Here is a 13,404-nt window from a genome sequence, read left to right on the forward strand (position 1 = left end):
AAAAGATTATTTGTGTTTTGAAGATAGAAAAGGGTTTGGAACATTTTGTCCCAAACCTAATGAATCTTGTCATATTCAGACACTTATTTAATTTCTTTGAAGGTCATTTTTTGTTTGACTTCACCCTGACCACCCTTGGCAATCTGGTAATAGAAATCTTTTGATGTGAAGTGGTCACCATAAGCAAAGACCTTGTTGTACTGCCATTGTGACAGTTGATCATCCTCTTTTTTACCAAGAGTCAATGTTGTCTTTGTCACACTGTATTCCCACTTAGCTGTTTGGTCATTATAGGCCTTGTCAAAGTCAGTCTGACTCTTAGCAGCATTAACCACTGTCGTACGATCTTGACTCACAAGTGCCTTGTTCCCACCTTCTTGGAAGGCTACATACATGACACGATTATTGACCTCACCGTTTAGAGTACTTGAGTATTGGTAAACCTTACCAGGTACAACACTATCCAAATGGTGTGTTCCCCAGTAATAGAAAGCACCAAATCCAGCTCCCGTAACCAAGAGACAAGCAAGAACAACACTAATAATGATATTTCTCTTTGACATGTCTTGCCCCTCTCTATTCGTCACCAGTTAGGTCAGAGAAAGTTGCCTCTGAGTCTGTTTCAGTGTGGCTTGAAGAACTTGATGATGAACGTTCAACACTTGATGAACTTGAACTCATGCGTGTTTCTGTTTGAGAATCATCACTTGATGAAGCCTTAGATTCTGAAGATTTCTCAGTGCTTGATGATGAACTTTCTTTTTCCTTGTAAACATCAACGTTGAAAGCCCACTTATCACCCTTATAACTTACCTGAATTTGAGCATATTTTGCCTTAATAAGATCTGACAGCTTACCTCCGTTGCTAAGGGTGTCGTAAATCTTTTCAGCGAGAGCTTTCGCATTAGCTTCCGTTTTGGCACCATCTTTAGGTCCATCAACAATATCTTTAGCTTTTGGCGTTTCACCTTCAAGGTAAAGGGCTTTGCTTTCAGTGTCCTTCTTAGCGGTAGCATTTGCACCATTCTTATCACCTTCATGTGAGAAGAATGTCCATGCAGGACTACCTGAGCGTTTTTGTTGATATACTTGTTCGAATTCACTTTGAACCTTATCTTGGAAAGCATCATCAGTCAATTCTTTTTCCTTAGAACTTTCTGTACTTGCTTTGCTTTCACTACTGCTTGCTGTTGAGCTTGATGCAGAAGATGATGATCCACTTGTTGAGCTTGATGAAGCATCTTTAGATTCTGATGATGTTGAAGATGATTCCTTGCCATCTTTAGAATCTTTAGTATCTTTGTCTTTATCGTTGTTATTGTTAGTCGTGTTGTTTGAGAATGAAACGCTATTGTCAGAATTATCTGGAGCGTAAATCACTGTATTCTTAGAATGGTCATCAGAGACAAATGTGCTGTTATTGATAATCACTCGGTTGTTATCACCGTAGTAGTTGTTGATAACAATCTTAGAATGTGCACAACGGTAACCGTTACCAGTCACATGGTAACCTGCTGGGACATCACCATCACGTTTCAAGATGAGGACATCACCTGCGAAGATAAGATCAATATTCTGAATATTGTTATCGTAGGCTAATTTTTCAATAGAAATTCCAGTTGCTTGAGAGATTCCCCACAAGGTATCTCCCCATTGAATCACGTATTGTTGGCCATCTAACTGCTGTGGATTGATGTTCTGAGTTGTCAAATTATTTGTAATTTGTTCAGGTGTGCTGGCAATCCAGTTTGTAATATCAGCAGCGTGAGCACTTGTTTGATTTTGATAAAAGCTATCTGCTAACACAGATACCGTAGGCATCCCAATGGGTGCTAGTAAAGCGCCAAGCATCACGGCTTTACTAACATAATTTTTCTTTTTCATCGCATTTCCTCCTTATATCATACGAAACTTACTTTGCTATTGTACACCCTTTTTATTATATTTGTCAATAAATTCTATAACTTTCTAATCAAAGGTTAATGCTAGTTAGCGATTTGTCCTAAAAATAGACAAATCCTAGCTTTATTTATCTGACATTTAATCATTTGTCCTATCTTTAGAAGATGATTTATGATACAATAATTACGACTATTTTATGGAGGACTAACATGTCAAATCAACACATGGAAGAATTGAACGATCAACAGATTGTCCGTCGTGAAAAAATGACGGCCTTGGCTGAACAAGGAATCGATCCTTTTGGTAAGCGATTCGAACGCACAGCTACATCTGGTCAATTAAAAGAAAAATACGCTGACAAAACAAAAGAAGAATTGCACGAAATCAACGAAACTGCTACTATCGCAGGTCGTTTGATGACTAAACGTGGTAAAGGTAAAGTTGGCTTCGCCCACATCCAAGACCGCGATGGTCAAATCCAAATCTACGTGCGTAAAGATGCTGTCGGTGAAGAAAACTACGAAATCTTCAAGAAAGCTGACCTTGGTGACTTCCTCGGTATCGAAGGTGAAGTTATGCGTACAGATATGGGAGAACTTTCTATTAAAGCTACTCATATCACACACTTGTCTAAAGCCCTTCGTCCATTGCCTGAGAAATTCCACGGACTTTCAGACGTTGAAACAATCTACCGTAAACGTTACCTCGATTTGATTTCTAACCGTGAAAGCTTTGACCGCTTTGTCACACGTTCAAAAATCATTTCTGAAATCCGTCGCTACCTCGATGCTCAAGGTTTCCTTGAAGTAGAAACACCTGTCCTTCACAATGAAGCTGGTGGTGCTGCTGCTAAACCTTTCATCACTCACCACAATGCACAAAACATCGACATGGTGCTTCGTATTGCGACTGAGCTCCACCTCAAACGCCTCATCGTTGGTGGTATGGAACGCGTTTACGAAATCGGACGTATCTTCCGTAACGAAGGTATGGATGCCACTCACAACCCTGAGTTCACATCTATCGAAGTTTACCAAGCTTACGCTGACTTCCACGATATCATGAACTTGACTGAAGGTATCATCCAACACGCTGCTAAAGCTGTTAAAGGTGACGGACCTATCAACTATCAAGGAACTGAAATCAAGATCAACGAACCATTCAAACGCATCCACATGGTTGACGCTATCAAAGAAATCACTGGCGTTGACTTCTGGCAAGACATGACTTTGGATGAAGCCAAAGCTATCGCTGCTGAAAAGAATGTTCCAGTTGAAAAACACTACACTGAAGTTGGTCACATCATCAACGCCTTCTTCGAAGAATTCGTTGAAGAAACATTGATTCAACCAACATTCGTTTACGGTCACCCAGTTGCTGTGTCTCCATTGGCTAAGAAAAATCCAGAAGACCCACGCTTCACTGACCGTTTCGAACTCTTCATCATGACTAAAGAGTACGGAAATGCCTTCACCGAATTGAACGACCCAATCGATCAATTGTCACGTTTCGAAGCACAAGCTGCTGCTAAAGAACTCGGTGATGACGAAGCAACAGGTATCGACTACGACTACGTTGAAGCCCTTGAATACGGTATGCCACCAACAGGTGGACTCGGAGTCGGTATCGACCGCCTCTGCATGCTCCTCACTGATACAACAACTATCCGTGATGTCTTGTTGTTCCCAACGATGAAATAATAATTATATCCCATTATTGAATAATGGGATATTTTTATATGAGGTATAAACGTGTTTAAAAAATTGAAGTCCCTTTTTAAGAAAAAATCAACTGTGGTTGAACAGCCTGAGACAAAGATCGAAGAAAGTCAATTAGACTTTCCCATAGACCGCGCAGATTATTTTTTCGATCATGCACTTGTATTCTATTGTGAAGAAAATAATATCCCGTCAGAAAAACTAAGCAAATCAGATATGCTAGAGATTAGTAAAAGAGCTGCTTTTCATCTCAGTATCTTCGTCGCCTGGCTAGCAAAACATGATTTTCTGAATCCTAAAAGCGATGGATTTAACCTTGAGGATGCACAAAAACTCAAGAATGAAACGATTACGGGTACAGACTATCTCTTTAAACATCTTGATGAAAAACTCTATTCATCTGATATTAGTGACACACTCCTCCCCTTCATCTCTGATTTTTATGAAGATTACATGGATTTCTGTTATACAGTCTTGGTTGATGATGTTGCCAGAACTGAATTTGACTGGAAAATCTATCACTTGGTTGAAGATGATATTGACGAGATGTTCAGTCAATATAAGACTCACATCAGACAATAAGAAAAACGCTTCCCTCAATCGAAAGAAGCATTTTCTTATTTCCAAAATTTTGCTTTTGAGGCTGCGACCCAAGCTGATAGACAAGCTAGGGCTACTACTGCATAGATAGCGTATTGTTTCGTAGGATAAAGCCAGGCTTTGTTTTCTTCATGCCAGCGAGACTTCCAGAGGCCAATGTAATCGCCCGTCATTCCAGGATTTTTAAGGCGCTCCATGTAATTGGCAGGTAGGTTATCAGGCTGATTCATCTGCACGTTAACGATAAAGATAACCAAAGCAAGCGCAATGACAACTAGGAGTGCCAGGGTAATCTTTTTCTTAGCTGTTAGTTGAAATGTTTTCAATTATTTTTCTCCCTCATTTATGAAATAATCTACTCATATAGTTTAGTATAAAAAGGCAATTCTGAAAAGTCCTCTATGACACCAATGTAAGATAAGTCAAAACCTTGCACATCTTCCTCATGGTGCTATAATAAAGATGTCGGTCTGTCTAGAAATAATACACTTTTAGGCAGATATGACTTAGAAAGAGGTGTTTATGACATATTCAAAGAAGGTTTCCCTTTCTGAGGTAAACCAATCCATAGATACACCAAATAATAATCGTTTTTGGCAAAATCTTAAGGCTTTCTTGGGACCTGGGGCTCTTGTGGCCGTGGGTTACATGGATCCAGGGAACTGGATTACCAGTGTCGTCGGTGGGGCGACCTACAAGTATAGTCTGCTTTTTGTCATCTTAATTTCATCTTTAATCGCTATGCAGTTGCAACAAATGGCTGGGAAATTAGGGATTGTGACCCAAATGGACTTAGCTCAAGCGACTGCCTATCACTCGCCCAAATGGTTGCGATACACACTTTGGGTGATTCTGGAGCTTGCCTTAATGGCAACGGATTTGGCTGAGGTGCTTGGTTCTGCCATTGCTCTTAACCTGCTCTTTGGTATTCCAATTATGGTTGCCATTCTGGTGACAGTCCTTGATGTCTTCCTGCTACTGCTCATCATGAAGCTGGGATTCAAAAAAATCGAGGCTATTGTTTCAACCTTGATTTTGACTATCTTGGTTATCTTTGTCTATCTGGTAGCCTTGTCTGAACCTAGTATTACGGGAATCCTAGAGGGTTATCTCCCTACGCCAGCGCTCTTCGAGCCACATGCTGCTGGACATACCAACCAGTTGACCTTGGCGCTTGGGATTGTGGGTGCGACCGTTATGCCACATAACCTCTACTTGCACTCATCCTTGTCACAGACTCGTAAGGTTGACTATTCTGATGGCAAAGACGTGACTAAGGCTGTCCGTTTCATGACCTGGGATTCTAACATCCAGTTGACTTTGGCCTTTGTGGTTAACTCCCTCCTCTTGATTTTGGGAGCAGCTCTCTTCTTTGGTCATGCTTCTGATATTTCAGCTTTCTCACAGATGTACAATGCTCTTCAGGACTCTAAGATTGCTGGTGCGGTAGCTAGTTCGACACTTTCAACACTCTTTGCCTTGGCGCTCTTGGCTAGTGGTCAAAACTCTACCATTACTGGTACTCTGACTGGCCAAATTGTCATGGAAGGCTTTCTCCACATGAGGTTACCGCAGTGGGTAATTCGTTTATTCACACGTCTCTTCGCCTTGCTACCTGTTATCGTTGTAGCTATTCTCTACGGTGATCAAGAAAAGACTCTGGATCAACTGCTGGTTTATTCACAGGTTTTCCTTTCACTTGCCTTGCCATTTTCTATCTTCCCTTTGATTTACTATACTTCTAAGAAATCACTCATGGGAAAACACGTCAATGCCAAGTGGAATACCTTCCTTGGTTATGCCATCGCTATTGTCCTAACCATTCTCAATCTCAAACTTATCTTTGATACGTTTTAAACAAAAAAATAAGGCCAGCGCCATGCTGACCTTGTTTTAGTTTTTGAAGGCGTCAACGAGAACTTGGAATTCTTCGTTGCTGAGGGTAATCCCCTTGCCCATCTTGGTATGGTCTGGACTCCATGTACGGATGTCATACTTAGCTGGTGCGCCATTGAAACTCACACGATTGAGTTCCTTAGTCCAACCCTTGTCATTCTCAGACAAGACCAAGAGTTTTTCTTCAATTTCAAATGAAAATTCTGCCATTTGCTTACCTCCACTAGCTTTATTCGTTTTTTTCTGTGAAAATTGTCTGTTTTAGAATGAAGTTATCCACAAAAATTCACCTTTCATGCTATAATTATTTTATCAAGAAACGAGGGAAATGACCATGATAAACTTTTTAGAAGCCGTAAAGCATCAGCTTCATCAGTTTGTGGAAATAGGTCACAGCAAACCTGTCCACCTAATGCAGAATCAACTTATTAACGATATCTATCATGCTATTGATCATAACCAAATGGTCATGCTGACATCCAATCAGAAGACCTATAAGGGCTACATCAACCGTTATGACAGGGAGCGACAAGCCATCTTTATCGAGCAGGATAAGATCATCAGCATGATTGAACTTGATGAAATCAAACGTCTAAAAATCATATCACAACGAGGTTAAGTTTATCAGTTAACCTCGTTTTATTATTAGGTTGACTTTTTTGAAACCACTTGCTATAATAAGTTAACTATTTATTTACGAAAGGTTAACTAAAAATGACACAAAATCGTACACTGTCACTTATTCTTCCAGCTTTTGGTGCTGCCATCATTGCTGCCCTAGCTCAAATTGTTATTCCTATCGGTGCAGTTCCCATTACTCTGCAAACTTTTGCTGTCGGACTTGTTGCTGCTATCCTTAAGCCAAGAGAGGCGACACTTGCTGCTACCCTCTACCTGATTCTAGGCGCCATTGGTCTACCAGTTTTTGCAGGTGGAGGCGGTGGGCTCCAATCCTTCTTTGGACCTTCAGCTGGCTATTTGTTGGCCTATCCATTTTTCGCCTTTGTCACTTCAAAACTAACTCATGCTGAGACTCCTATCTGGAAAATCTTTGTGGCTTTTGTTTTGGGAGATGCACTTGTCTTTGTTGGTGGTATCCTCAGCCTGCACTTTCTCGGAAAAATGGGATGGTCTGCAGCTGTAGCTGTTGGCTTGACACCCTTTATTATTCCTGACCTCTTAAAAGGTCTCATCGTCGCTTTGGTGACTAAGCCAGTCTTAAAAGCTCTTAAAAATCATAGTTACTTTAACTAAAAAAGATTGAAGACTTTGTTCATGTGAACAGAATCTTCAATCTTTTTATTTTTCAAAATAAATATCATAGTGCTTTGAACAAGCTGGGTTGAAGGCACTGTGACAATTGGGACAAGCTTCTACATCTTGATACTCCTCAATTGTCATCTCATGCCTACAAACGCCACAGATAAGGACCTTGTCCTGCTTCAATTGACAAGGATAAGCTCGAAAGCTATGTTTCTCTAAGCAATCATGACACTGATAACAGGCATAATACTTCTGGCACTCGAAGCATTTTAGGGCAACTATATCTAGTGGAGAATGGTAGTGTTGACACCTACTCTGATCATCTACCAGGAGCCCATTGATTTGACTTGTCATTAGGCACGAACAGTTTTGCTTGAACCGTCTTTTTGGTAGAGGTTAATCAAACCTTCTTTAGTTGAACGAATCATGTCACCAGGTTTAACTTCTTGTGGCACGGTAATTGTAAGAAGTTCCATTGGGTTTGGTGCACGGTCAATCTTGTTACCATTGGCATCGTGAAGGTCTTTGATATCACACTCGAAATGACGGAAGCCTGGTCCGTAGAATTCAACGTGGTCACCTTCGAGGATAACGTTACGTTGACGGATAGTAGCTGTCATAGTTGCTGGATCAAAGTCTACGACTTCACCAACGAATTTGTATTGTGGAATCTTACGACGAGCTCCAAAGAGTTGTTCGTTTTCTGTTGGTGTCTTGTAGTAGAAACCTGTTGCCAATTCACGCTGGGCAACTTTCCAGAGTTCGTTAATCAAATCATCTTTGATGGCATAAAAGGCTTCTGCACTTTCCATGTAAGCGTCACAAGCAGCCTTGTAACAGTTGGCAACTGTTGAGACATAGTGGACAGATTTCATACGACCTTCGATTTTAAGGCTATCAACGCCATTATCGATAAGGTCAGGGATATTTTCAATCATACACATGTCAACGGCTGACATAGAGTATTCTTCAGGAACTTCACCTTTGATACTCTTACGTTCTTGGCCGAATGGCATGTCGTAAAGGTCATATTTCCAACGACAAGACTGTGAACAACCACCACGGTTGGCATCACGGTCTGACATGTGGTTAGAAAGGGTACAGCGACCTGAGTATGAGATACACATAGCGCCATGGACAAAGGCCTCAATTTCAAGATCCGTACGCTTACGGATTTCAGCCAACTCTTCCATGGTAACCTCACGTGCCAAAACGACACGGGTCAAACCATACTCTTTCCAAAAATGGAAGGTTTCAACGTTTGTCGCAGATGCTTGTGTAGACAAGTGGATGTTAAGTCCTGGTGCGTAGGTTGAACAGATTTCAATCAAGGCTGGGTCAGATACGATAACAGCATCGAGTCCCATGTCACGCAATTCACGGAACCACTCACCAGCACCTTTTTCATTTCCTTCATGGGTAACCATGTTTGAAGCAACGTGCACATCAACACCACGAGCGTGAGCATATTCGATACCTTCTCGAAGCTCATCCATGGTAAAGTTTCCGGCACGGCTACGCAAACCATAGGCTTGTCCACCAACGAAAACAGCATCTGCGCCGTAATTTACAGCGACTTTCAATTTTTCCAAAGTTCCAGCAGGTACAAGTACCTCTGGGCGTTTTTTAGTTGTAGTCATAATTTCTCCAATTTGCAAGATTGTCGATTTTAAGTTTTGAACAACTCCTTCGTTCCCTGAAAATGGAAAACTCTCAAACGAAGGAGGAAGTATTTTTATTTTACACGGTCAGGTTCATAGTCGTAGAAACCTGTGTCCAAACCACGGTTGGCTGGGTGTAATTTATGAATAGCCTCATCAAAGAGGAAGGCTTGGTCTTGTGAAAATTCGCCAGCCTCGATGAGGTCACGAGCCTTCACAAAATACTCAGTGATTTTTACAAAGTTTTCACCTGGGCAATAAACGCCGTCCAACTTCCAGTGGTCAAAACCATGTTCAACGAGTTCTGAAAGTTTAGTCATCATATCCAAGTCATTGTTGGCAAAGATATGTGTCCCGTGCATATCTTCATAAACTGAGTAGTGAGAATCTGGATCTCCTGGCTCAGAAAGGAAGAGGTCACGTTCTTTGGTAACAGCTTCATCCGTTTTGATAAAGTTGTAATAGTTTTGAAGAAGTGGACGTTTTGAGTGGTGAATGATACTTGCACCATAAACCAAAACCTCAGCTGGAATCTGAAGATTTTCAGCCATGATGAATAGTTCCGCAGATGGAATCTCACGAGCCAAAACCGCTTCAGATGCTCCTGCCTGTTTGCCCCAGAAATTAATCTGACGGCTAGAGGTTACCATAGTTGAAGCATCATAAATCATTTTGAAGGGACGTTTGTCACGGTTACAGATGTAGAAAACTCCTGCATCACCAACCGTGATATAATCTGCCTTGATTTCTTCAAGAAAATCAAGATAGTCTGGAAGAGCATCCATCATACCTTGGTGCATGAGGGCATTAACGGCAACAGTCAATTCCTTGCCTGACTCATGTACCAGCTCTGCAATCTTTCGCATTTCTGCGAATGAAAAAGGCTTAGGCAAACGAAGGCCAAAGGCTTTTTCGCCGATATAAATACGATCTACGCCAAGTTCTAGGAGCTCACGTGCTTGCTCGTAGCTCTCAGCAGTCGCTGTAATTACAATTTTTTCCATAACTCACATTATAGCACAAATGATTTGATTTTTTTAGAATTTTTAGGTTCAAAACTATGTATCTCAATATTTTAAATTAGTTTTTAAATACTATAATTTTCACAAAAATCAAAAAAAACTTTGCAATATAAATTTTTTATGGTATTATTAATGAGATTCTAAATAGTGAAATACTGACTAAGTATTTTAACCTACACGAAAAAGTGATTTAGATATTTTATATAGAAAGGAGGCAGACATGGCTGACAACTTACACCGTCAATTTGATCACATCGAAGATTTCGAGACTGAGCGTCTTCAAACGACGAATTACCAAGATTATCAAACTTTAAATAGTAATAGTATTAAGCTACAAGATATGATTTTCTTTGGACGTATCTCAAGCTTCTGTGTTTCAACAGTCCTAGTTGCCTTCCTTTTCTTGGTAGCACAGGTGGCTACCTTCTGGGCCTTCTTCTGGGCAATTACCATCAGCGTCATTGGTCAGATAGGCATTTATGTCCTAATCGAGTATTATAAAGCACAAAAACGTTGACTGTTTGGTCAACGTTTTTTTCGTACTAAAAAAAGCCTCATGGGCTTTCTTTTTATTTTGCTTCTGCTGCTTCTTCAGAGATATCTTTGATATCAATGACGATATCATCAACGATAGCTTTTGTTTCTGCTTCAACATCTGCTTGCTCAGGAGTTACTTGAGCAGTTTTCTCTTTGATAAGTTCAAAGCTCTCTTTTGCAAAGTCAGCAACTTGAGCTGTTTTTTCTTGGACAGCTTTTGTCAAATCATCCGCAGTGATGTCGCCATTTTCAAATTTTGTTTTATAGTCTTGGAAAGTATCGACTGCCAAATCTTTGTAGTCGTTAGCTTTTTCCACCACTTGATTTTGATAAGCTTTAGGATCTTCTTTGAATGAAGCGATTTCTTCATCAATACGTGCTTTAACAGCTTTACCTTTTTCAGTTGTAAAGAAGTATGCTGCTGCAGCTCCAGAAGCTGCACCAATGATTAGGGTATTTAAAAATTTACTCATGAAAAGATCTCCTTATTTTTTCTTGTCTTTTTTACCAAAAAGTTTTGAGGCAACCTTACCGATAGCAAAGGCTGAACCTGCCTTACCGACACTTGCTCCTGCTGCACTTGCTTTAGCACCGAGGTAACGGGCTTCAGTATTCAAGTCAGAGACACTTTCTGAAAGCTCAGCTACTGCTACAAAGAGAGGATCGATGGTTTGAACTTTTTCATTAACATCTTCAACCAAGACGTTTGCCTTAGCCAAGATTTCATTTGTTTGATGAAGGGTTACATTGATATCTGTACGAAGCACAGCAACTGTTTCTTCAACTTCTTTAACCACATGACGGGTACGAAGTAGGGTAGGGATTAATGCAATGAGGAACGCAGCAAGTGCGATTGCGATAATAAGAAATGCAATTTCTGCCATAGTTTAGGACTCCTTTGACCTTTTTAAAAGGTTACTACAAGAAAACTGAAATAGATTCTTCAGTTTCCAGTAACCTTTGTTATGATAATTTTCATTATATTATAACAAAGTCTGAGCGGTATGACTAGTTTTTCATTTTATAATCTGCCTCTGGACGTTGCTTTCGCAAATATAGTAAGATAGCACCCAAGATGATAATGGCGATGCTGACCCATTGAGAAACACGCAAGCCAGCAAACATGAGACTATCGGTACGCATACCTTCAATGACAAAACGTCCAAGACCATACCAGATAAGGTAAAATGAGGTCACATCTCCTTGACGTAGTTTCTTATAAAAGCGTCTTAGTCCTAGGATAGTGATAAATCCGACTAAGTTCCAAAGACTTTCATAAAGAAAGGTCGGTACACGATAACTCCCATCAATGAACATCTGCTGGCGAATAAATTCTGGGACATAATTCAGATGACTAACTGCTCTTCCGTAAGCCTCTTGGTTAACAAAATTTCCCCAGCGACCGATACTCTGAGCAATCATAACGCCAGGTGATGCAATATCAAGAAAATCCAAGACAGCAATGGCATGACGTTTCGAAAACCAATAGAGGACAGCTGCACCTGCAATCAAGCCACCATAAATGGCAATTCCGCCATTCCAAATCGCAACAATTTCTGAAAGATTCTGACTGTAGTAAGACCACTGGAAGATCACATAGTAGAGCCTTGCACCAACAATGGCTATAGGAAAGGCAAGAAGAATAAAATCTAGGATGTTTTCAGGGTCAATTCCCTTTTCGGGAGCCCAACGCTGAGCCAGATAAACGGCTAGTAAAAGACCAGATACAATACAGATGGCATACCAATGAATACTGATTGGACCAAGTCTTAGGGCAATTGGATCAATGGTAGCTAACATCAGTCTTCACCATTCTTACTAATGAGGTTGGTCAAACGGTCCTCAAAGGTTTTGGTTGCATCAAATCCCATTTGCTTAGCACGATAGTTCATTGCTGCAGCTTCGATAACGACTGAAACGTTACGTCCTGTCTTAACAGGAATGCGGATACGTGGAATCTTAACGCCCTGCAATTCAATTTCTTCATTGCCATTTCCAAGACGGTCAAAGATCTTGCCATTTTCAAAATTATCAAGATAAATAGCCAACTGAACTTGAGAGGAATTACGGACAGCACTAGCTCCGTAAAGGCTCATAACGTCAATGATCCCAACCCCACGAATTTCAAGAAGATGGCGGAGGATTTCCGCGGGCTCACCCCAGAGAGTCTCCTCATCCTTAGCATAAACATCCACACGGTCGTCAGCGACAAGACGGTGACCACGTTTCACCAACTCAAGCCCTGTCTCACTCTTACCGATGCCAGAGTCTCCTTGAATAAGAACTCCCATCCCGTAGATATCTACCAAAACACCATGGACACTAGTTCGTTCAGCTAATTGCGAGTTAAGATACCAAGACATGTCACCTGAAAGCGACGATGTGCCGTTTCGTCCTTGAAGAACTGCTACACCATTTTCCTTAGCAGCTCGAAGCATCTCTTCCGGAATCTCAAGACCACGCGCCACGATAACAGCTGGAGTTTCCGCTTTAAACATATTCGCAAAAACAGAATAACGGTTGTAATCAGTCATGGTTTTAAGGTAGGACCACTCCTTCATCCCAACCAACTGAAGTCGTTCAGGTGAATAATAGTCAAAATACCCCGTCATTTCTAAACCAGGACGAGAGATATCAGCTGTTGTTATCGCTTTTGCCAAAAGCTCCTTATTTCCATAGACAACCTTGAGTTTAAGCCTATCAACCAGCATTTTAACAGTTACTATCATGTTATTTCCTCCGATTATTTACTAGTTTCATTGTATCATAAAAAGGTTTTCAATGCGGTTCTCAAAGCAAAAAAGA

17 protein-coding genes are annotated in these 13,404 nt (G+C 40.7%); 6 read left to right on the forward strand and 11 right to left on the reverse strand.

Features of this window, described 5'->3' with window-relative positions:
* Positions 1–83 precede the first annotated feature (83 nt).
* A complete protein-coding gene (locus O3670_RS03005; protein WP_002885961.1) occupies positions 84–563 on the reverse strand; it encodes a hypothetical protein in 480 nt (159 codons plus the stop codon).
* Between the two features lie 13 nt (positions 564–576).
* A complete protein-coding gene (locus O3670_RS03010) occupies positions 577–1,884 on the reverse strand; it encodes a LysM peptidoglycan-binding domain-containing protein (protein WP_070476417.1) in 1,308 nt (435 codons plus the stop codon).
* 227 nt (positions 1,885–2,111) lie between these two features.
* Between O3670_RS03010 and lysS the strand changes: the two genes are divergently transcribed.
* Both lysS and O3670_RS03020 read left to right on the forward strand, forming a co-directional pair.
* Entirely contained in the window at positions 2,112–3,602 is a 1,491-nt protein-coding gene (gene lysS, locus O3670_RS03015; protein WP_371595770.1) for a lysine--tRNA ligase, read from the forward strand.
* A 51-nt stretch (positions 3,603–3,653) separates the two neighbouring features.
* Positions 3,654–4,202: a DUF7832 domain-containing protein gene (locus O3670_RS03020; RefSeq protein WP_371595771.1), complete on the forward strand. Its 549-nt coding sequence runs from the start codon at positions 3,654–3,656 to the stop codon at positions 4,200–4,202.
* A 35-nt stretch (positions 4,203–4,237) separates the two neighbouring features.
* Here the strand turns inward: O3670_RS03020 and O3670_RS03025 are convergent, their stop codons facing one another.
* Positions 4,238–4,546: a hypothetical protein gene (locus tag O3670_RS03025; RefSeq protein ID WP_049545283.1), complete on the reverse strand. Its 309-nt coding sequence runs from the start codon at positions 4,544–4,546 to the stop codon at positions 4,238–4,240.
* 196 nt (positions 4,547–4,742) lie between these two features.
* Between O3670_RS03025 and O3670_RS03030 the strand changes: the two genes are divergently transcribed.
* On the forward strand, positions 4,743–6,077 hold the full coding sequence (locus O3670_RS03030; protein ID WP_049545282.1) for an Nramp family divalent metal transporter: 1,335 nt from the start codon (positions 4,743–4,745) through the stop codon (positions 6,075–6,077).
* A gap of 36 nt (positions 6,078–6,113) precedes the next feature.
* Here O3670_RS03030 and O3670_RS03035 read toward each other — a convergent pair whose 3' ends face one another.
* Complete coding sequence (locus O3670_RS03035) at positions 6,114–6,326, reverse strand: YdbC family protein (RefSeq protein ID WP_002886106.1); 213 nt, start codon at positions 6,324–6,326, stop codon at positions 6,114–6,116.
* Between the two features lie 124 nt (positions 6,327–6,450).
* On the opposite strand from O3670_RS03035, the gene O3670_RS03040 reads away from it, so the two are divergent.
* Both O3670_RS03040 and O3670_RS03045 read left to right on the forward strand, forming a co-directional pair.
* Positions 6,451–6,735, forward strand: coding sequence for a hypothetical protein (locus O3670_RS03040; RefSeq protein WP_037603900.1), 285 nt, complete (start codon positions 6,451–6,453; stop codon positions 6,733–6,735).
* 95 nt (positions 6,736–6,830) lie between these two features.
* A complete protein-coding gene (locus O3670_RS03045; protein ID WP_014634210.1) occupies positions 6,831–7,370 on the forward strand; it encodes a biotin transporter BioY in 540 nt (179 codons plus the stop codon).
* Positions 7,371–7,415: 45 nt separating this feature from the next.
* On the opposite strand, the gene O3670_RS03050 is transcribed toward O3670_RS03045, so the two are convergent.
* The 3 genes from O3670_RS03050 to O3670_RS03060 form a co-directional block, all read right to left on the reverse strand.
* A complete protein-coding gene (locus tag O3670_RS03050; RefSeq protein ID WP_014634209.1) occupies positions 7,416–7,733 on the reverse strand; it encodes a CHY zinc finger protein in 318 nt (105 codons plus the stop codon).
* Complete coding sequence (locus O3670_RS03055; protein ID WP_002885971.1) at positions 7,733–9,019, reverse strand: peptidase U32 family protein; 1,287 nt, start codon at positions 9,017–9,019, stop codon at positions 7,733–7,735. The genes O3670_RS03050 and O3670_RS03055 overlap by 1 nt, the downstream gene beginning before the upstream one ends.
* 95 nt (positions 9,020–9,114) lie before the next feature.
* Positions 9,115–10,044, reverse strand: coding sequence for a peptidase U32 family protein (locus O3670_RS03060; protein WP_037603903.1), 930 nt, complete (start codon positions 10,042–10,044; stop codon positions 9,115–9,117).
* A gap of 238 nt (positions 10,045–10,282) precedes the next feature.
* On the opposite strand from O3670_RS03060, the gene O3670_RS03065 reads away from it, so the two are divergent.
* The gene (locus tag O3670_RS03065) at positions 10,283–10,579 is read left to right on the forward strand and encodes a DUF3270 domain-containing protein (RefSeq protein WP_037603906.1); all 297 of its coding nucleotides are present in this window, start codon (positions 10,283–10,285) and stop codon (positions 10,577–10,579) included.
* A 52-nt stretch (positions 10,580–10,631) separates the two neighbouring features.
* Here the strand turns inward: O3670_RS03065 and O3670_RS03070 are convergent, their stop codons facing one another.
* From O3670_RS03070 to hprK, 4 genes are all read right to left on the reverse strand, one after another.
* The gene (locus O3670_RS03070; protein ID WP_037603908.1) at positions 10,632–11,072 is read right to left on the reverse strand and encodes a YtxH domain-containing protein; all 441 of its coding nucleotides are present in this window, start codon (positions 11,070–11,072) and stop codon (positions 10,632–10,634) included.
* A 12-nt stretch (positions 11,073–11,084) separates the two neighbouring features.
* Complete coding sequence (locus O3670_RS03075) at positions 11,085–11,483, reverse strand: DUF948 domain-containing protein (protein WP_002885965.1); 399 nt, start codon at positions 11,481–11,483, stop codon at positions 11,085–11,087.
* A gap of 124 nt (positions 11,484–11,607) precedes the next feature.
* Positions 11,608–12,399 carry a prolipoprotein diacylglyceryl transferase gene (gene lgt, locus O3670_RS03080; RefSeq protein ID WP_048790722.1) on the reverse strand — a complete coding sequence of 264 codons (792 nt, stop codon included), beginning with the start codon at positions 12,397–12,399 and terminating at the stop codon, positions 11,608–11,610.
* Positions 12,399–13,328, reverse strand: a complete 930-nt coding sequence (hprK, locus tag O3670_RS03085; RefSeq protein WP_048790721.1) for an HPr(Ser) kinase/phosphatase — start codon at positions 13,326–13,328, stop codon at positions 12,399–12,401. The genes lgt and hprK overlap by 1 nt, the downstream gene beginning before the upstream one ends.
* Positions 13,329–13,404 lie beyond the last annotated feature (76 nt).

This window comes from Streptococcus sp. 27098_8_74 (assembly GCF_041431705.1).
GTDB classification, from domain to species: Bacteria; Bacillota; Bacilli; order Lactobacillales; family Streptococcaceae; genus Streptococcus; species Streptococcus salivarius_E.